Genomic DNA, 19,613 nt, shown 5'->3' on the forward strand with positions numbered 1-19,613 from the left:
TCCTTATCAGCGTGGAAAACAACCTGAACGGATTTTGTTTTACGAGCCTGCTTATACTTTTGAGTTTCAGCAGCGACTTCACTGCGACACCAGGCTATAACATCATCGCGAGTTGGACCATGATCTTTTATCAATTCAGCAAGAGTACCGAGTTTACGAACTGTAGCAGTGGTGCTTTTTCCAGAATTATCGATATAAGATTTGGATATGTAGAATGATTCTGAGTTCTTGGACTTTGAGATTGTGAGTTTCATAATAAATACCCCCAGTCCTTATTATATCACGTATCACTATATATTACTATATAATAAGAATAAAAATTTGACAAAAAAATACAGGCCAGATGTGGCCTGTAAGGACTTCTGATGTAATTTAACTGTCAAACACCCGGAAAAAAATATAAAAAATGCTGCGGACATGATTATGGAATTAAGGGAAACGATTAAGATTGTTTTACAAAGAAGCCAAATAATGGTATATTATTACTGTTATTTGTAGTTTTTAATATTTATATTATTGCTTGTAGAGCCTTGGATTTATTCCAGGGCTTTTTTGATGAACAAAGAACAGCTTCACAAGTACATTGAAAACAGTACGGGCAATGAGTCAAATATCTGCCAGATCTATGCCATCAAAGACGGTTCTGTTGTTTATGATGATTGCTGGCATGGATTTAAGACTGAGGATGCGATGAATGTCAATTCCGTGACCAAAGGCGTCATGGGACTACTTGCCGGAATTGCTCTGGATAAGGGCTACATTAGGAATCTGGACCAGAAGGTGATGGATTTTTTCCCTGATTACAACGTTAAGCGCGGAGAGAAGACTATCTATGACGTTACCATCAGGCACCTTCTTACTATGACAGCTCCGTATAAGGGTAAGTCAGAACCCTGGAAAAAGGTGTGTACTTCACAGGACTTTACTCTTGCAATCCTTGATTATCTTGGAGGACGTAATGGAATAACAGGTGAGTTCAGGTATGCTACCCTTGGAATTCAGATTCTTGCAGGAATAATTGAGAGAGCTACGGGCGAAAAATGCATTGATTTTGCTAACAAAAATCTCTTTGAGCCACTGGGACTTCCGAAACGAATACCACACGGTGACAGTTCCAAAGACGATCTGTTGATCCTAAGTATTCTATGTGTGTTCAGCCTTCTTTTATTATAGGCACTAATAATGAGGATAAGATAAGTGAGATGGGCATCATAATAGCAAAAGGACTGAAGAAATCAACTCTTTTGTTGTATACTTATATCTATAAACTTAAAGATGTAGTAGTTACAAGGAGGGAAAAGCATGTTATTAGTGACAACAGAAACTGTTAGCGGAAGAAATCTTGAAATGCTAGGTCTCGTAAAAGGGAGTACGATTCAGACAGTCAACGCCATTAAGGACATCGGGTCAGGTCTTAAGACACTTGTTGGAGGTGAGCTTGGAAGTTATAACGAGATGATGTCCAAAGCCAGAGGGCTTGCAACAGACAGAATGATCAAGGAAGCAGAAGCGCTTGGAGCAGATGCTGTTGTGGGAATCAGGTACTCATCGTCTTCTGTCATGCAGAGTGCAGCTGAAATCATGGCATATGGAACAGCAGTTAAGTTTGTGTAAGCAGGATAGTAGTGAGTGAAATTTCGGCCATCCTGAAAAGAAAGAATAATGGTCCGGTTTCTGCAGCCATTTCATTTATGAGAACGCTGGTGTTCGAGCTATTATCAGTAATCATTTTACCAATCAAATTTGGAGTAAATGGAATCTGGGGTGCTGTCGCCGTGGCTGAAGTAGCATCATGTATACTCTCATGGACATTCCTTGTTACACAGAACAGGAAATACCATTATTTAAATCCGTGAAAGTTTTTTTTAAATTTTTTGTTTTCATGTGACCTACCTAATATTTTTTCTGTGTATATAGGCGATGGAGATTATTAATATGATAGAGTAATGTAAGTTACTTCTGAATATTTTAGCAAAAAATTACAGATTGTCCTCACCCCATTTTTTCAATTCAAGGAGAATGGGGATGAGGCTTTTTGTTTTTTCAGTAAGATTGTATTCTACTCTTACAGGCATTTCATCATACTGCTTTCTCTCCACAAGTCCGTCTGCCTCAAGCTCTTTTAATGAATTAGCAAGCATAGTATTGGTGATTCCATGTATTGAACGGCGTAATTCTCCATATCGCACTATTTCATTTTTATCGATGATGCACAGAATCATGATTTTCCACTTGCCGCCAACGGTATCAATAACTCTCTTTAATCCACAATCTTTTCCTGCGATATCTTCACATAATGGTTCTTTTGTCTCTTTTTTTCTCATAGTATACTTTTCCTTACCAGATAAATAAAAACTGCGTACTTGATATAAAAATTATACCACATATAATAAAACCATCAGCTGAGAAAAACAAGTAGGTTTCAAAGGAGAAGATTTACAAATGAAAAAGGCAGCTAATGATATAAAAAGATGTGTTGCCTGTGGTGTCTGCGTGTTGCAGTGTCCTAGAGAGGCAATAGATATCTATAAAGGCTGCCATGCTGTAGTAGATGTCATGAAGTGCGTTGGGTGTGGCATTTGCGAAAGAGCATGTCCTACAGGTTCGATCAAGGTAGCGGAGGTGCAGGATGGCATCAAATAAAACTAAACACTGGTATGATTATCTGTGGATATGGACAATTATTTATTTTGCACTGGGGTTCTTTAATATTCTGTTTGCGTGGCTTGGGATGATTGATTTTATATTACCGCTGATTTTTGCGATAGCAGGTGGAGATAAGCTGTTTTGTAACAGATTTTGCGGAAGAGGCCAGCTTTTCTGGGTACTTGGGAAAAACTGCAAGTGTTCCAGGAGTAAACCAGCGCCCAGATGGATATCTTCTAAATGGTTCAGATATGGATTCCTGGCATTCTTTATGACGATGTTTGGAACAATGGTTTTTCAGACTTATCTTGTATTTGCCGGGACAAATACTCTTCGAAAGGTTATAAAGCTCTTTTGGACATTCAAAGTTCCATGGAAATGGGCGTATAATGGAAGTGTGTTCCCCGACTGGGTAGCACAGTTTGGATTTGGTTTTTATAGCCTGATGCTTACATCAACTCTTATTGGGCTGATTGTTATGGCTTTGTACAAAGAAAGAACCTGGTGTTCATTCTGTCCAATGGGGACAATGACTCAGGGAATATGCAAGATAAAGGAAAGGTGTGGAAAATCATGACGTTAAAAGAGAGAGCTGAGAGAGCTGTTGAATTAAAGAATTCAGGAAAGTATAACTGTGCCCAGGCTGTGACAGTAGTTTTATCCGATCAGACTGAACTTGCAGAGGAACAGCTAAAGCAGATATCAGCAGGATTCTGCGCAGGAATGGGCAATATGGAAGCAACCTGCGGCGCACTAATTGGAGCAGGCATGGTGGCAGGACTTAAGACAGAAGGAAAAGGGACTCTCGGGATTACAAGGCAGATCCAGGAAGAATTTGCAACAAGATGCGGGGCCTTAAAATGCAAGGATTTAAAGACAATGACGGATGGTAAACCCTTATGCCCATGCGAGGAATGCGTGAGAAATGCTGTTATGATTTATGGTGAGATTATGGGATTTTAATGTTGTTTTAATGTTGACCATATATTATCAAAATGCAACCAGAAACAGGTGAGCACAAGGATGGGGATCAGGTAATTGATGAAAAGATTTCTGTTTTTGTGATGGATGAGCCTGCTATTAAACGACCTTTTAGCAATTCCAGGTTAAAAGAAAAAGTGGACGACTCATATATACAGGATGAATTCAGGCATGAGCAGTATGTAGTTGTCACCGAGGAAAACAGGAAAATCCTCATATCGGGATGCGCGCACAACGGAATCCTGAATATCCTTGGTGAATATGAAAGAAAATATGGATCACAGCCTGATGCTGTTATCAGCGGATTCCATCTGATGAAGAAGTCTGACTACACGGATGATGAGATCACCGAGATCATTGATACTGCAAAAAGGCTTAAAGAGTACCGGACAACATTTTATACCTGTCATTGCACAGGAATAAAGGCATATGAATCGATGCGCTGCATCATGGGTAGTCAGCTGAGGTACGTCCACTCAGGTGAAGAAATCAGACTGGAATACCAGAAAGGCTCACGAGAGGAAAGGAGAAAATTGTTTATGAAATGGCATAAGTTTTTTGCATGGGCAACAGTAATATGCTTTATCATCACCATGATGACCGGATATGAAAAGAAATGAGGCTAACATCGAAATGGATCTTTTTAATGAACATGGAAAAGAGCCTTGATCCGGAACAAACTACAGGCAAATTCATAATTCCTACGCAGAGCTATAGAGTGGATGGCGCTTCATACTACTATGCTCCAGCCTCAGATTATTTTGATACCTGTCACACCTGGGACGCAGGCTATGATATAGCAACAGATCCACAGTGCCTAGATAAAAATATCAGAAAAGAATTAGAAATAGCCCAGAGAACCTGGGAGAAAGGAATAATCCAACCACTTTTCAAATATGATTGGATTATACGTGATGATATGTAATTCATGCGAACGATGTGAAATAGTGAAAAAATATATTGAATAATAATCGCTTCGCTATGGATGCGCACTCGCGCAAAATGTTTCCTTACGTTACAAACATTGAAAATTCATTTGTCAATCAGAATAACCGTCAAGGTTTTAGAAATGTGCAGTTCTCGGACGAGCAGGATGATTTTCAAAATGAAGAATACAAGAGCATCCGAATGTTTCGAACAGCGTTGAGATGAGGATGCTCTTGTATTATGAATTTATGAAAATCACCGCGCAGACGAACACAAACATTTCTAAACCTTGACGGTTACATTCTGCTGATAAATGAATTCCAACAAAAAATTCAATAAAAAATCAAATTTCTTATTGACAATTTTTATTGATAAGAATATCCTATAAATGCAGTTAGCAAAGGCTAATAAATATTATCGTGTGCTAACATGAATTAGGAGGCTTATATGACACTTAATAATGCTGAACTTGGCAGAGAATATATGATAGATTCTATAGATACAGAGGGCGATGATGAAATGGAGAGCTTTTTGTTCTCACTTGGATGTTACAGCGGTGAGAAGATTACTGTTGTAGACAAGAAGAGAAATTTAGTTGTCGCTATTAAAGATGCCCGTTATAACATTGATCCACAGTTAGCAGATGCTATCAAGATTTAATTTTATCGAAATGTTAGCAATTGCTATCACAAACTAATGTAAACGTATTTATGTTAGCATATGCTATCAAAATATATGAAAAAAAGAATTTAGGAGGAAAGTTATGAGAATCGCAATGGCAGGTAATCCCAACAGCGGAAAGACCACAATGTACAACGCTTTGACTGGAAGAAGCGAGAAGATTGGTAACTGGGCGGGTGTTACTGTTGACAAGAAAGAAAGTGTTATCAAGAAGAAATATTATGATGGGGATAAGGAACTGATCGCAGTTGACCTTCCCGGTGCATATTCAATGTCTCCATTTACATCAGAGGAGAGTATCACCAGCGGATATGTTAAGAATGAGCATCCTGATGCCATCATCAATATCGTTGATTCAACAAATCTTAGCAGAAGTTTGTTCTTTACTACACAGTTACTTGAGCTTGGTGTTCCTGTAATCGTGGCACTTAACAAGAACGATGCAAATGATAAGAAGGGAAATGCCATTGACGAAAAGCTCCTCTCAGAAAAGCTTGGATGTCCTGTTATCAAGACTGTAGCAACATCTGAGACAGGCCTTAAGGAAGTAGTTAAGGCAGCTGCTGAGCTTGAAGGCAAGGGACAGAAAGAACCTTATGTGCAGGGAGAGGTTGACCTTACAGATAAGGCAGCTGTTGAAGCAGCAGATAGAAAGCGTTTCGAATTTGTTAATAAGATCGTAAGCGAAGTTGAAAAGCGTAAAGTGCTTACAAAAGATAAGAATTTCGGCGATAAGATTGACAATATCGTAACTCATCCAGTACTCGGCATTGTAATCTTTGCTGCAATTATGTGGCTTGTATTCTATATTTCACAGACAACAGTCGGAACATGGATCGCTGATATCCTTGCAGGATGGATTGACTCCTTCAAGGAAATGGTTGGTGAAGCAATGGCAGATGCTAATCCGCTTTTATATGCACTTTTAGTTGATGGTATTATTGGTGGTGTTGGTGCTGTAGTTGGGTTCCTTCCACTTGTTATGGTTATGTATTTCCTCATCGCTCTGTTAGAGGATTGCGGATACATGTCAAGAGCAACTGTAGTTCTTGATCCTATCTTCAAGAGAGTAGGTCTTTCAGGAAAATCTGTTATTCCTATGATCATTGGTACAGGTTGCGGAATCCCAGCTATCATGGCTTGCCGTACCATCAGAAACGAGAGAGAAAGACGCTCAACAGCGATGCTGGCAACATTTATGCCATGCGGCGCTAAGCTTCCTGTTATTGCTCTTTTTGCAGGCGCATTCTTCCCTGAATCAAGATGGGTTAGTTTTATCTGCTATATGGGCGGTATTGTTCTCATCCTTCTCGGAGCGCTTCTCATCAAGGCTATCACAGGCATGAAGTACAGAAAGAGCTTCTTTATCATTGAGCTTCCTGAGTACAAGGTTCCAAGTCTTATGTTTGCTGTAAAGTCAATGCTTGAAAGAGGAAAGGCTTACATTGTAAAAGCAGGTACTATCATTCTTGTATGTAATACAGTAGTACAGATCATGCAGAGCTTCAATTTCAGCTTCCAGCCTGTTGAGGAAGGAATGGAAAACACATCAATCCTTGCCGGAGTTGCTGGACCATTCGCTTATCTTCTTGTTCCTGTAGTCGGAGTTGTAAGCTGGCAGCTTGCAGCAGCAGCAATCACAGGTTTCATTGCGAAAGAGAATGTTGTTGGAACAATCGCTACAGTATTTGCAATTTCTAACCTTATTGATACAGAAGAGCTTGAACTCATCGGTGAAGGAAACGCAGTAGCAGCAGTTATGGGTATTACAAAGGTTGCAGCCCTTGCATACCTTATGTTCAATCTTTACACACCACCTTGCTTTGCAGCACTTGGTGCTATGAACTCTGAGATGAAGTCAGCAAAGTGGCTCTGGGGAGCAATTGCACTTCAGCTTGCAACAGGATTTACAGTTGGATTCCTTGTATACCAGATTGGTACACTTATTACTACAGGCAGCTTAGGAAGCGGATTTATTTATGGCCTTATCGCAATTGCTATATTCGCAGGAATTATAGTATATTTGATCAAGAGAAATCAGAAGGCAATGGTTCTCGAGTATAAGCTTGATTAAAAAGAAAGAGTAAAGTTATGGTTAATATTATTGCAGGAGCAGTTATTTGTCTGATTTTGGGATTTTCAATCGGATACATCTATAAGGAAAAGAAAAAGGGCACACATTGTATCGGGTGTCCTATGGCGGGAAATTGTCATAAGTCAGGATCCTGCAAGAAAATCGAGTAGTAGGTAGTTTGCCATCCTACTAATGAATAAAGAGCAAAGCCCGTTTTACACGGGCTTTACTTTTAAATATAAGGTTAGCAGAAGCTAACCTTATAACAAGCAGAAAATTGGCAAATGCTAATAACAGTTACGATAACTTATTTTTAATTATTTAATGACGGTACAGTGAATATTGGCGGGGACAGTGTATGAGTAATGAACAGATAATCAGGGCACTACGAGATAAAGGCATGCGAATTACCAAACAAAGAGAAATAGTTGCAAATGTCATAGCTGAAAATGATGGGGCTTCATGCAAAGATATCTGCTGCATAGTTCACAACAAGGATAAGTCTATTGGTACTGCTACTGTATATCGCATGATAAAGGCTCTGGAGGATATAGGAGTTGTTGAAAGAATAGATATGATCAAGCTGCAATAAGAAACGGTGTTAAGTGCAGTTTCTTAGTAGTATTTGAAAGGAACTAAATATGCAACTGGAATTACAGAATATCAGGAAGTCTTACGGAGAGGGGGCAAGCCGTATAGAAGTTCTCAAGGATATAAGCCTAAGCGTTGAAAAAGGCGACTTTGTGGTGCTTCTTGGGCCATCAGGTTCCGGTAAGTCAACTCTTTTAAATATTATTGGGGGAATCGACAATGCTGATTCCGGCAAAATTATAATCAGAGAAAAAAGTATGTCTGATATGAATGAAAAAGCTCTCACTGAGTACAGAAGAGAGCATCTTGGATATATTTTTCAGATGTACAATCTTATACCCAATCTGACAGTCAGGGAAAATATCGAGGTTGGGGCATATCTTTCTAAAAATCCACTAAATATCGATGAAATAATAGAAGTTTTGGGGCTTAAAGAGCATCAAAATAAGATTCCAAGTCAGCTCTCCGGTGGTCAGCAGCAAAGATGCGCTATAGGCAGAGCTATCGTTAAAAATCCCGATATCCTTTTATGTGATGAGCCTACGGGAGCACTTGATTACAATACATCCAAGGAAATTCTTGCGCTTATCGAAGAAGTCAATCAGAAGTATGGAAATACAGTGATCATGGTCACACACAATGATGCCATCAAGAATATGGCTGATTTTGTGGTGAAATTAAGGGATGGAGTGATCAGAAAAAGTTACAGAAATGAAGTAAAACAAACAGCTGCAGAGCTTGACTGGTAAAGGAGCAGGAAATGAAAAATCCGTTAAATAAAAGGCTCCTTAAGGAACTTACAGGGGATATCGGAAAATATATAGTTATTTTTATCTTACTTGTTTTATCAATTGGCTTTGTCTCCGGCTTTTTGGTTGCAGGGGAGAGCATGATAAAGGCCTATAATGAGGGCTTTGAAAAATACAATGTTGAGGATGGGAATTTTCGGACAGAAGATAGACTGACAGATTCGCAGAAAGAACGGATCGAGAGAAAGAAGGTCTCGGTATTTGAGAATTTTTATGTTGAGAAGGAATTCGACAACAATACAAAGCTAAGAATATATGGAAACAGGGAAGAAGTGGATAAAGTCTGCCTGATGGAAGGAAGACTGCCACAGGAGCTTTTGGAAATAGCAATAGACAGAATGTATGCGGATAATAACAAGCTTAGTGTTGGAGATACATTGGTTTCTGATGGCAAAAGCTATAGCATTGTGGGACTTGTGGCACTATCGGACTACAGTGCTCTTTTTTACAGTAATAACGATATGATGTTTGATTCTTCAGCTTTTGGTGTTGCCGTTATCTCAGATAAACAGTTCAAAGAGTATTCAAGCGAAGAAATTCAGTACAACTATTCATGGATTTATGATAATAAGCCTGAATCTGAAGAAGAGGAAAAAGAAGTTTCCGATGATCTAATGGAATCAATTGCGAAGAACGTTACTCTTGAGAATTTTGTGCCCGGATATTTAAATCAGTCTATTATTTTTGCAGGGGATGACCTGGGAAAAGATAAGGCTATGATGTCAGTTCTTTTGTATATCATTATTATCATCATTGCATTTGTTTTTGGTGTTACGATAAACAATACGATTCATAAAGAAGCGACTGTTATTGGTACACTTCGCGCGTCGGGATATACGAAAAATGAACTTATAAGGCACTATATGGCAATGCCACTGATAGTAACGCTTATAGCGGCTTTTATCGGCAATGTCATGGGGTATACGTTTTTTAAAGATTTGTGCGTAGCAATGTATTATGGAAGCTATTCACTTCCAACCTATGTGACGGTGTGGAGCGCGGAAGCTTTTTTGAAGACCACAATAATTCCGATGGTGATAATGCTTGTAATTACGTATTTTATTTTAAAGAAAAAACTTGCGTTAAGCCCACTTAAACTGATCAAGCATGATCTGTCAGGTAAAAAGCAAAAATCTGCAATTGCATTGAATAAACGCATAAGATTTTTTGACAGGTTCAGAATTCGTATTCTTATACAGAATAAGAGTAGTTACATTATTCTTTTTGCAGGACTTCTATTTGCAAATATGCTTCTTTTCTTTGGAATGATGCTGCCTCCGCTTCTTATACACTATCAGAACACAATAACGGAGACGATGCTGGCAAAACATATTTATCTGTTGCAGATACCTGCCGGAGCAGTGGATTCAGACGATGAGATGTCTGCAGCAATATCCTATGTCTTTTTACAGGGAAAGATAACAAGCAACAATAAGACGGCTGAGAAGTTTTCTGCAACCAGCTTGAAAACCACGGGAAGTGATGGAAGCAGAGTTGAGGAAGTGACACTATATGGAATAAAAGAAAATAGCAGGTATATTCAGGCTGATTTTGATGAAAAAACAGTTCTTGTTTCATCATCCTATGCAGATAAGTATGAACTGGAAAAAGGCGATGTAATAACGCTAAAAGAGCCATACGAGGATAGGTATTATGGCTTTAAGGTGACGGGAATATATGACTATGATGGCGGAATTGCGGTGTTTATGAGCCAGAAGCATCTAAATGATGTAATGGGGATGAGTGAGGAGTTCTTCTCAGGCTATTTCTCAGATACGGAAATAACTGATATTGAGAGCAAGTATATCGGAACAACCGTTGACGAGGAATCACTTACCAGAGTGTCAAGACAGCTAATGATCTCTATGGGAAATCTTATGTATATGGTGGATGGTTTCTCTGTGATCATGTTCATTGTTCTCATATATCTTTTGTCAAAGCTTATTATTGAAAGAAATGTTCAGTCCATTTCCATGGCCAAGATTCTTGGTTATTCGAAAAAAGAAATTGCAAAGCTTTATATTGTACCCACTGCGTTAGTGGTTGTTGTTTCACTTCTTATCTCATATCCAATCTTGTCTTACGTGATGGTTGCTATATTCAGGATGATGTTAAAGCAGATGATGAGCGGCTGGATGGTCATATGGCTTGATCCGGGAGTGTACGTAAAAATGTTCCTTATGGGGATAATCACCTACGCTGTTGTTGCTGTTTTGGAGTACAGGAGAATTGGTAAGATTCCGATGAGCGAAGCACTTAAAAACGTGGAGTGATAGAACTGGTGCGACATTTGGAAATAATTGTTATGGCGAATACGAGAAATTTTATCAATTAGTCAGATTGACTGCATTGGGGGGAGATGATAATATCTTTACTGTTAGCAAATGCTAACCATAAAACACAGATATGAGGCTCTTGGAGCCGGGAGGAGAAATTATGAAGAAAAAGATTTGCGCCATTGTGCTTAGCGGAATCATGCTTTCAATGGTTGGATGCGGAAGTTCGAATGAAGTGCCTGCGGAGGGGGAGACTTCAGAAGAAAAAGAAGTAACAGAGACAGCAGAAAGCTCAGAGGAACAGGAAGCTGCACAGGAACAGACAACAGTGGAAGAGAGCGAAGTTGCTCTTGCAGCAGCACTTGATCCAAATACAGAATATGTTTTTGGAACTGCCACTTTATCCTATGCTGATTTTTACAGTGGAGATGTATCAAGCACAGATTCCTATGACGCTGTATCTTCTGCTACTTCCAAGAAGTATGAGATATTTGAAAATATGGCAACAGACTACGTTGATGAGACAACAAATGCAGAGGGTTACCATATCACCGGAGTTAAAAATGTAAATGTTGCCGTTCCTGCTGATAAGGTTGAAGAGTATGAGAAGCTCAACGATAGCTTTGTCAAGGCAGATGCTCAGCCTGCACAGTACAAGATTGTATCAGTTGAAAATGGAGCTGCAAGCTATTCAGAAACAGTTCTTAATGTAGTTGATACAGTAGAAGATGCAGAGGTTGAACTTCTGACAGGTTCTAACTGGGGGGATTATCAGCTCAACATAAAAGAAACTTCTACAGCATACCTTAGAAATACAAGAGAAGATGAAGGCTTTGCAGTAAGCGGCGCTGTTCAGGGTGTTATTGTAGAGACCGAATCAGGAATCAAGGTAGGTATGGAGTACCTCCAGAGCGTTTGGGTACAGCCTTATGAAATTTCTTTTAACATCGAAGCAGACAATTCCCACAATAAGAGAGTTGTATTCGATAATTTGGCTGAGCTCTCAAAGCTTGAAAAAGAAAACATTGTGTCAGTAACTTACATCAATCAGAATGACGCTTATGTTTACAAATTTGCTCCTACATATGTAAAGCCTGTATATCGTGATGTAACTGTTACAGGAAAACCTGATGCAGAAAAGGTTACCTTTACTCTTAGTGAGATTCCTGAAGGCCTTGAGAATCCGGGACTTACAGTTACCTATATCGTAGGTGAAGGACATGATTCTGTAAGAACAGTTATTTTTGATGGAGCCCTGACAGAGGGTGAAACTTCAGTAAATCTTGATGCTGAGGCTTTTGCAGAAGCAACAGCTGACAAGTCACAGGAAGGAAGTTACACCGCAGTTATTACAAGTGATAACTATGCGAATGTAGCTGTTACGGTGGAAGAATGATCATTGTTTTCGCTTTGTTTATAGTACTTTCATTTGTGCTCATATCAGGCGATACGCTAAGAAAACATCCGCTCCCATTTTATTTGGGAGCGGCTTTACTATGCGCAGTTTCTTTGGCACTTCGGGCTTTGGGAATTTATAATTTCACATATTCAGGTATTGTGGCAGGGGCACTTTTTATACCTGTGATGTATGCAGGAGTTTTTCCACCCGGAAGTTTTGGCGCCAAAAAACTTATGCCGGTAAGAGCGCAGCTTTCTATAATAGGAGGCACTTTTGCAATAGAGCACAGTCTGGCTTATCTGGATGTGACTATCAAGCGTGCATTTTCTAATCTGGGAAATGCAAATGCTGTGTTATCGCTTTTGATTTCAATAGCTTTACTTGCAGTGATGCTTCCGCTTTTTATTACTTCTTTTAAATTTATCCGTAAAAAGATGGATGGAAAAAAATGGAAGAAATTGCAGAGAATGGCATATGCTTTTTATGCATTAATGTATGTTCATGTTCTTATATTTATGCTTCCCAAAGCAATAGGCGGAGTAGCAGGTTATGTGGAAAAGGTCGCAATATACTCATTTTTGTTCATTACATATCTTTTTTGCAGGATATATAGGGAAGCCTTTAAGAATGACAAGAAAACTATGGTTAAAAGGCAGATGCTATCTACTGTAGGGATTTTGACCGTATCTTTAATGTTCTTTATTTCAGTGAGCCTTACTAATCATAGCCAGGCAAAGAAAAATGAGGCAATGCCTGATGTGGAAGACGCTGCCGGTGAAGTTTTGCTTGAGGAAAAGAAGGCAGATGGCGTGTATTATGGCGAAGGAATGGGAAACAACGGAAAGATTGGTGTAGAAGTAACCCTTTCTGACGGACAGATCAAAAAGATAGAGATAGTAAAATTTCCTGATGATGAAGATTATTTTGATATAAATACAGATGGCGCCAAGATGATACAGAGTATGATCGAAGCTCAGAAAAGTGATGTTGATACAATTTCCGGCGCCACATATTCTTCTATGGGCGTGATAGATGCAGTGGAAGATGCGCTTTCCGATGCACAGGATTAATGGAATGGTTATTCTATGAGCTTGTTATATGATAATAAGAGCCTTTTAGCGTAATTCTTTATGATAATTTTAGAATTATAAGGGATGGAGCATAGTAAAATAGAAAGATGGGGTGTATTTATATTCATTTTTCTATTAAGGAGAGCTATCTGTATGGATGTTTCATCATTGAATATTGATCAGGAATTGTTGGAGCGTATAAATCCTGTGTTTAATACTGCGAAAATGACATTGTTTCAGCTGGCAGCCACAGGAGATCAGGATGCAATAAATATCGCTGATAAGCTGGGACTTACGCTTGAGGGTACACAAGGGGAGATGGATGCAGAGGAACTTCTCCTTAATTCAATCGTGCTTGAGACAAGATTTCGCACAATTGGAGCGATGGCTGAAAAGACGGATTTTGCTACAAAGGTTGATATGCCTTGCGGATATACTCCAAGGGCAATCGATTTTTCTAAAAAGGGCATAAATTATGTGGGGCTTGACCTTCCTGCAGCAATTACTGAGGGAAAAGATGCTATCACAGGTCTTATAGAAGCTGATAAGCGCAAATTTGTGCGTTTTGAGGGTGTTGATGCAACGAATTATGATTCGCTAAAAAAGGTATTTGATGAAATCAAAGGTGAAGTGTGCATTACTACTGAAGGCCTTCTTATGTACTTTACCGATTCAGAGACAGGAGAGCTCTGCGATAATATCAGACGAATCCTGGATTCTCATGGAGGATGCTGGCTAATGGCTGATCCTGAGACAGCGCTTCAGTATGTGATGACTGCCCAGGCAATCTATGGAGACAGATTCATGGAGATAATGCTTAAGGGCAAGAAGCGTGCGCAGGATAAATCCGATGTGGAAGTGTCATCAAGGACGCTTGTTATTGATCCATCAGATCCTAAGCAGAACATGGAAAATGCAATGGCGTTTCTTGCAAGCCACGGACTTAAGGCAGAGAGACTTATTGTAGGTGATTACGTTCCTGAACTTAAGAGCCTGAAAAACGCTACTTCTTCACAGATTGAGATGATAAAAGAAGCAATGCAGAAATTTGCCTATTGGAAAATTACACCAATAGAGGAAATACAGATTGATACTAAAGAAGCAAAGTGTGAGAATTTTGACCTGAGAGCAGAGTTTAAACGTGATAGCCTGACACTTCATCTGTGCGGAAGACTTGATACATTGTCTTCGCCGGGATTGTTGGCATTGTACGAGAAGACAGTGGGAATATTCACAATTGAGGAAGCAGTTGTTGACTGCTCTGAACTTGAGTATATTTCTTCTGCCGGACTCAGGGTTCTTTTGATTATGCAAAAGAGATGTAAGCGCGGTGTGACACTTACAGATATCAATGATAATATCAGAGAAATTCTTGAACAGACAGGGTTTGATTCAATATTAAATATTCAGGATACGTAAAAAGAGGCTTAGAGCCTCTTTTTTTCTTGACCTATAAACGCTGGGATGAAATAATAACGATAATATACATATGCAGGATGGTGGGAACGCAGTATGCAGAACATCCGATGAAATCATTTTTTGGCTTTTATATCATTTATATGCGGCACCTAAAGGAGTATGAAATGATACAGGACATCTATCCAAGTAAACTTAATAATTCGTTTGTTAATTGTGATATCAGTGATGCTGATTTTTTGCTGGTGTTTGATAATGAAGGAAGAATACTGATCAAGGATAATGCGGACGAACTTATTTTTTTAACAGGAAAAGACCTTGATGAAAACAAGGCAGTATATCTTTTTTCGATAGATGAAACAAGATATTTCCTTAGATTTGGAGATGAGGCTTTTTCAAAGGAAGGCTTCGGCTATTATTCAATAAGGGATATCCGTGATAAAGATTCAGGGTACGGCGTTTTTGCCGCGTTTACAGGCTATCATTTATGGAAATGGTACGATGACAATAAGTTTTGCGGTAAGTGCGGTCATCACCTTGAACTTGATGGTAAAGAAAGAGCTATGAGATGCCCTGAATGCGGGAATATAATATATCCAAGAATAAATCCGGCTGTGATAGTCGGAGTGACGAAGGGTGATAGTCTTTTGCTTACCAGATACAGAAGAGGCTATGGACATAATGCATTGGTGGCCGGATTTACTGAGATTGGAGAAACTCTTGAGGAAACAGTTGCCAGAGAGGTTATGGAGGAAACAGGAATTTCTGTGAAAAATATCCGGTATTATAAGTCACAGCCATGGGGGATGGCTCAGGATATTTTGGTTGGCTTTTTCTGTGATGCTGAGGGCGAGGGAGAAATCCACATGGACGAGAATGAGCTCAAATATGCGGAATGGGTGAAAAGAGAGGATATTGAGCTTCAGCCCAATAATCTGAGCCTCACCAATGAGATGATGAAAGTTTTCAAGGAAAGAATTGTATGAGAAAAGGGAACTGAATCGATTTAGGATTTCTTTCTGCTATCTATCTAGCCAATGAGTTTAAGGCTGATAAGAAAAAAGGAGTTGAATTCTTTATTAAGCTTGGAGAGATCGGCGGCTCTATGGATTATAATGATGCCATCGCGTATACGGGACTTAAGTCTTCTTTCTCGGAAGATGTTATCCGTGAAGTGGGAGAGTATCTGGAGAATGAATTGGAATTATAAGTAACAATAGGAAACAGGAGTCGGATAGTAAAATAATAATTTCTGGCTCCTGTATTTATAGAACTGTATTAAGATTTCTCGTTGTATGTAATCTGCCACCGTCATTCCGTAATATGTTTTGAAGGCGCTTTTGAGTTTGGTTGTGCCCATACAAGCTATTTTTGATAACGAATCTATTGAAATCTTATCTGCATAGTGGTCATTGATATAAAGACCAAGGCTTCTGAGTAATTCCGCATCGGCGGAGGAAACGGTGGCTTTGGTCTTTTCATTTAGTTTTCTATGGTGTTCAAAGATAAGGCAGAGAGCTTCCCGGACTTTTTGAAAAAACTAAGGGATAAAGGGAAAATCATAATCTTAAGGATATCTTAAGGATGGCTTTAAGAAAACTTTTATTTGCGTTGCTACTATATGGAATGTAAGGAGGAGCAACACAAATGGTTGATATGCTGGTTTTGGACAATGTAAATAAGGAGTATAAGGGAACGGTCGTTGTAAATGATCTGTCACTGAATATTAAAAAAGGAGAAGTGTTTGCACTTCTTGGCGCTAACGGAGCAGGGAAAACGACCACAATAAAAATGATTCTTGGGCTTACGAAGGCAAGCTCAGGAAAAATAGAGATTGATAACGCAGCGAAGATTGGATATTCTCCTGAAACACCATATTTTCCTGAATATCTCACAGCTATGGAAGTGATGAATTATTACGCTGGGGTAGAGGGCGATAAATCAAAGAAAGATAAGTCATATCTGCAAAGCCTTTTGGATATGACTGGATTATCTGATACGAAAATAAAAGTAAAGAATTATTCAAAGGGTATGATCCAGAGACTTGCACTTGCACAGGCGCTTATTTCCGACCCGGATATTCTGATCCTTGATGAACCGACAGCGGGTCTTGATGCACTTGGAAGAAAGCACAATCTTGAGCTCTTGAAAAGACTTAAAGAACAGGGAAAGACGATTATTATCAACTCCCACATATTGCATGATATTGAGGCTGTATGTGACAGAGGAGTAATAATGAAAAAAGGAAAAGTCATAGATACCTGGACTAAGGATGAAAGCAGCGAGAGTCTTGAAGATAAGTTTGTGAGGTTAGTGGGAGAGGAATGATCATGGAGATTACACTTAATGTAATAAGGGAGAAGATACGTAAAAAGATGCTTTATGTTACAACAGCGCTGGGAATTATTGTTGTAGCTGTTTTTTCTACAGATATGGGAAGTCTTACTGTCGGAGGGAGAAGTATAAATGATTATCATGTACTTCTTCCCATACTTATAAATGTCTTAAATTTTCTGAATGGGGCAATAGCTCTTGCAATTTCATGTTCAACTATTCCATTGGAATACGAAAGGCGAACAAGTCATCTGATATGGTCCAGAGGAATCAGCCAGGGCAGATATCATATGAGCCTTACAGTGGGAAATCTGGTGACTTCCTGGATTTCAGGAATTATTCTATATATGACACTTGGAGTGTTCGCGGTAATAAAAGGTTACGCAGATATTCTCGGAAAAATAGCAGTGGCCGCAGTATTTATGATGCTATATGCCGCAATCATCTGCATGCTTACATCGGCTCTTTCAATCAGAATACCTACACTTTTTACAGGTACGATAATGGTCATCATTTTGGTTTTTGGTGCGTTTAGGAATGCACTTAACCTGCTAACTGCAACTCTCACCGGAATTGGCGCAGTTGTGATAAAAAGAGCTATCCGGCTTATTCCAAATCTGGCAGGAATCAGCACACAGGCAGGAAATCTGGTCCAGGAAAAGCCATTGAATGCGCATGTGATCATCATGGCGCTTTTAATGATCTGGATAGCAGGACTTTTGGTAATGATCGTAAAGAGAGAGGAAGCATAAGGGGATGAAAAAGGGTGGATTTGTATTATATATGCTGCTTGGTGTGACTTTGGTGGTTTCAGGCTTTGCCACAACCGAGAGAGGACTTAAAGAAAACGACAGAGAAATGCTCTATAACGTTGCTGAAGATTATGAAGAACTTGGGGATATGGGTTTTAAAGGCTTTTATCCCCTTGATTATAAAGTGGCCTTTTCAGATTCTGAGAAGGAAATTCTTGTGAGTTATGATGAAGGAAAATGCAATTTTTCAGAGAGAAAAGCTGTCTATGGAGGACTTGTCGGAAGTATCTATCAGGATGGAGATGAGTTCGAGGTTATTGTACCGGAATATGACACCTGGATAACTCTTGAAAACTTAAATGACGAGCCTCTTTCTGTAGTTATCTGGCATGAAGGCTTCCATGCATATCAGAATTCTTATCACAAGGCGTATGAAAAAGTTACATCGGAGGTGATTTCGGAAACTGATCTTTCAGAGGTGGTTGATTCAAATATTGAGGGAAAGAAACTGTTCTCAGAGATGTTGAAGGTGTTAGAGCGCATAATAACTGATGAAAACTATGGCAACCTAAGAGAAATTGCGATAGAATATAGCAAAATAGCTAATGAGAGAAGGAAACTCTTTGGCGATGAAGTGAATAAATCGGAAGATTATTATGTGATGATTGAAGGCACAGCATATTATGTGGAATCACAGGCTGCAAGATTAGAGAACGGCGAAAAATTGTACAGAGATAATTACCTTGGTACAGCTTCAAAATATGCTGAAGGTAATGCTAAATATTATCGCCTGGGAATGCTGGAGTGTATGCTTTTGGATAAGCTGGCACCTGATTGGAAGGATTCTTATGGATTTGACAGAACACTTGATGAAGTGATTGAAGCTTATACACGGTAAGACTGCAGATTTTTCCTCAAGTTGCCCGAAATCATAATACTGCATATTAACGGGGATGGAGAAGATATGGAATACACAGTACTTGGGGCAGACGATGAGGTAGAAATACTTGATTCGCTGGAATTATTTTTAGGTAAAGAAGGAATAAGACTTATCAAGGCCGATAATGGGATATCGGCCTTGGAGTTGTTCAAGGAAAAAAAGCCAAATATGCTGCTGATTGATGTTATGATGCCGGGGCTTGATGGCTTTTCAGTTCTTAGAAAAGTTCGCGAAATAAGTCACGTTCCTGTTATTATGCTTACTGCAAAGGCTGAGGATTATGATAAGATTCTCGGCCTTGAGCTTGGCGCAGATGATTATATTTCAAAACCATTTAACCCTATGGAGGTTGTAGCCAGAATTAAAGCGCAACTTCGAAGAAACTACGATTACCATGAGAAATTTGACAAGGTTTACAAAGCTTTTGGAATAGAACTTAATACAGATGCAAAATCTGTAACAGCCGGGGGAGAGAGCATCGCACTTACTGGTACGGAATACAAAATATTAGAACTACTTATGCCTCATCCGGGGCATATTTTTACCAAGCAACAGATATCAGAGTATGCATGGGAGAATGACTACGCTGCGGATGATAGCACAATTATGGTGCATATAAGTAATCTCAGAAATAAGCTAAAGAAGGCAGATAAAGAAGCTTCGATGATCAAGGCGGTCAAGGGGCTTGGTTATAAATTTGAGAAAGAAAAAAGCTGA

General features: G+C 39.2%; 23 protein-coding genes and 1 pseudogene. 22 read left to right on the top strand and 2 right to left on the bottom strand.

Annotated elements, in window-relative coordinates; all coding sequences use genetic code 11:
* A pseudogene (locus BM086_RS12120) lies at window positions 1-254 on the bottom strand (IS1634 family transposase); the annotation flags it as partial.
* 301 nt (window positions 255-555) lie between these two features.
* Between BM086_RS12120 and BM086_RS12125 the strand changes: the two are divergent.
* From BM086_RS12125 to BM086_RS12135, 3 genes are all read left to right on the top strand, one after another.
* Entirely contained in the window at window positions 556-1,173 is a 618-nt protein-coding gene (locus BM086_RS12125; RefSeq protein WP_242952190.1) for a serine hydrolase domain-containing protein, read from the top strand.
* A gap of 129 nt (window positions 1,174-1,302) precedes the next feature.
* Window positions 1,303-1,614, top strand: coding sequence for a YbjQ family protein (locus tag BM086_RS12130; RefSeq protein WP_092326919.1), 312 nt, complete (start codon window positions 1,303-1,305; stop codon window positions 1,612-1,614).
* A gap of 11 nt (window positions 1,615-1,625) precedes the next feature.
* On the top strand, window positions 1,626-1,856 hold the full coding sequence (locus BM086_RS12135; RefSeq protein ID WP_092326922.1) for a hypothetical protein: 231 nt from the start codon (window positions 1,626-1,628) through the stop codon (window positions 1,854-1,856).
* A gap of 123 nt (window positions 1,857-1,979) precedes the next feature.
* Here BM086_RS12135 and BM086_RS12140 read toward each other — a convergent pair whose 3' ends face one another.
* Window positions 1,980-2,324 (bottom strand): winged helix-turn-helix transcriptional regulator, encoded by a 345-nt coding sequence (locus BM086_RS12140; protein ID WP_092326925.1) that lies wholly within the window; start codon window positions 2,322-2,324, stop codon window positions 1,980-1,982.
* 118 nt (window positions 2,325-2,442) lie between these two features.
* Between BM086_RS12140 and BM086_RS12145 the strand changes: the two genes are divergently transcribed.
* The 19 genes from BM086_RS12145 (at window position 2,443) to BM086_RS12230 (ending at window position 19,613) form a co-directional block, all read left to right on the top strand.
* A complete protein-coding gene (locus BM086_RS12145) occupies window positions 2,443-2,643 on the top strand; it encodes a 4Fe-4S binding protein (RefSeq protein WP_092326928.1) in 201 nt (66 codons plus the stop codon).
* Window positions 2,630-3,223, top strand: a complete 594-nt coding sequence (locus BM086_RS12150) for a 4Fe-4S binding protein (RefSeq protein WP_092326930.1) — start codon at window positions 2,630-2,632, stop codon at window positions 3,221-3,223. The genes BM086_RS12145 and BM086_RS12150 overlap by 14 nt, the downstream gene beginning before the upstream one ends.
* A complete protein-coding gene (locus tag BM086_RS12155) occupies window positions 3,220-3,609 on the top strand; it encodes a C-GCAxxG-C-C family protein (RefSeq protein WP_092326933.1) in 390 nt (129 codons plus the stop codon). Before BM086_RS12150 ends, BM086_RS12155 begins: the two co-directional genes overlap by 4 nt.
* 32 nt (window positions 3,610-3,641) lie before the next feature.
* On the top strand, window positions 3,642-4,247 hold the full coding sequence (locus tag BM086_RS12160) for an MBL fold metallo-hydrolase (RefSeq protein ID WP_092326936.1): 606 nt from the start codon (window positions 3,642-3,644) through the stop codon (window positions 4,245-4,247).
* Window positions 4,248-4,273: 26 nt separating this feature from the next.
* Complete coding sequence (locus tag BM086_RS21260) at window positions 4,274-4,552, top strand: hypothetical protein (protein ID WP_092326939.1); 279 nt, start codon at window positions 4,274-4,276, stop codon at window positions 4,550-4,552.
* Between the two features lie 449 nt (window positions 4,553-5,001).
* Window positions 5,002-5,214 (top strand): FeoA family protein, encoded by a 213-nt coding sequence (locus BM086_RS12170; RefSeq protein WP_092326941.1) that lies wholly within the window; start codon window positions 5,002-5,004, stop codon window positions 5,212-5,214.
* 103 nt (window positions 5,215-5,317) lie between these two features.
* Entirely contained in the window at window positions 5,318-7,309 is a 1,992-nt protein-coding gene (feoB, locus tag BM086_RS12175; protein WP_092326943.1) for a ferrous iron transporter B, read from the top strand.
* Between the two features lie 17 nt (window positions 7,310-7,326).
* Complete coding sequence (locus tag BM086_RS20575) at window positions 7,327-7,479, top strand: FeoB-associated Cys-rich membrane protein (RefSeq protein ID WP_141107744.1); 153 nt, start codon at window positions 7,327-7,329, stop codon at window positions 7,477-7,479.
* A 188-nt stretch (window positions 7,480-7,667) separates the two neighbouring features.
* The gene (locus BM086_RS12180; protein WP_092326945.1) at window positions 7,668-7,901 is read left to right on the top strand and encodes a Fur family transcriptional regulator; all 234 of its coding nucleotides are present in this window, start codon (window positions 7,668-7,670) and stop codon (window positions 7,899-7,901) included.
* A gap of 49 nt (window positions 7,902-7,950) precedes the next feature.
* A complete protein-coding gene (locus BM086_RS12185; RefSeq protein WP_092326947.1) occupies window positions 7,951-8,649 on the top strand; it encodes an ABC transporter ATP-binding protein in 699 nt (232 codons plus the stop codon).
* Between the two features lie 11 nt (window positions 8,650-8,660).
* Complete coding sequence (locus tag BM086_RS12190; protein WP_092326949.1) at window positions 8,661-10,982, top strand: ABC transporter permease; 2,322 nt, start codon at window positions 8,661-8,663, stop codon at window positions 10,980-10,982.
* 163 nt (window positions 10,983-11,145) lie between these two features.
* Window positions 11,146-12,381, top strand: a complete 1,236-nt coding sequence (locus tag BM086_RS12195; protein ID WP_092326951.1) for a hypothetical protein — start codon at window positions 11,146-11,148, stop codon at window positions 12,379-12,381.
* On the top strand, window positions 12,378-13,454 hold the full coding sequence (locus BM086_RS12200) for an FMN-binding protein (protein WP_092326953.1): 1,077 nt from the start codon (window positions 12,378-12,380) through the stop codon (window positions 13,452-13,454). Before BM086_RS12195 ends, BM086_RS12200 begins: the two co-directional genes overlap by 4 nt.
* Window positions 13,455-13,607: 153 nt before the next feature.
* Complete coding sequence (locus tag BM086_RS21265; RefSeq protein ID WP_207650984.1) at window positions 13,608-14,873, top strand: STAS domain-containing protein; 1,266 nt, start codon at window positions 13,608-13,610, stop codon at window positions 14,871-14,873.
* Window positions 14,874-15,037: 164 nt separating this feature from the next.
* A complete protein-coding gene (gene nudC / locus BM086_RS12210; protein ID WP_092327303.1) occupies window positions 15,038-15,856 on the top strand; it encodes an NAD(+) diphosphatase in 819 nt (272 codons plus the stop codon).
* A 661-nt stretch (window positions 15,857-16,517) separates the two neighbouring features.
* Entirely contained in the window at window positions 16,518-17,198 is a 681-nt protein-coding gene (locus BM086_RS12215; RefSeq protein WP_092326955.1) for an ABC transporter ATP-binding protein, read from the top strand.
* A gap of 2 nt (window positions 17,199-17,200) precedes the next feature.
* Window positions 17,201-17,956, top strand: a complete 756-nt coding sequence (locus BM086_RS12220) for a hypothetical protein (protein WP_092326958.1) — start codon at window positions 17,201-17,203, stop codon at window positions 17,954-17,956.
* 4 nt (window positions 17,957-17,960) lie between these two features.
* Complete coding sequence (locus tag BM086_RS12225) at window positions 17,961-18,854, top strand: hypothetical protein (protein ID WP_092326960.1); 894 nt, start codon at window positions 17,961-17,963, stop codon at window positions 18,852-18,854.
* Between the two features lie 66 nt (window positions 18,855-18,920).
* On the top strand, window positions 18,921-19,613 hold the full coding sequence (locus BM086_RS12230) for a response regulator transcription factor (RefSeq protein ID WP_092326963.1): 693 nt from the start codon (window positions 18,921-18,923) through the stop codon (window positions 19,611-19,613).

The organism is Butyrivibrio sp. YAB3001 (genome assembly GCF_900112195.1).
Taxonomy (GTDB): domain Bacteria; phylum Bacillota; class Clostridia; order Lachnospirales; family Lachnospiraceae; genus Butyrivibrio.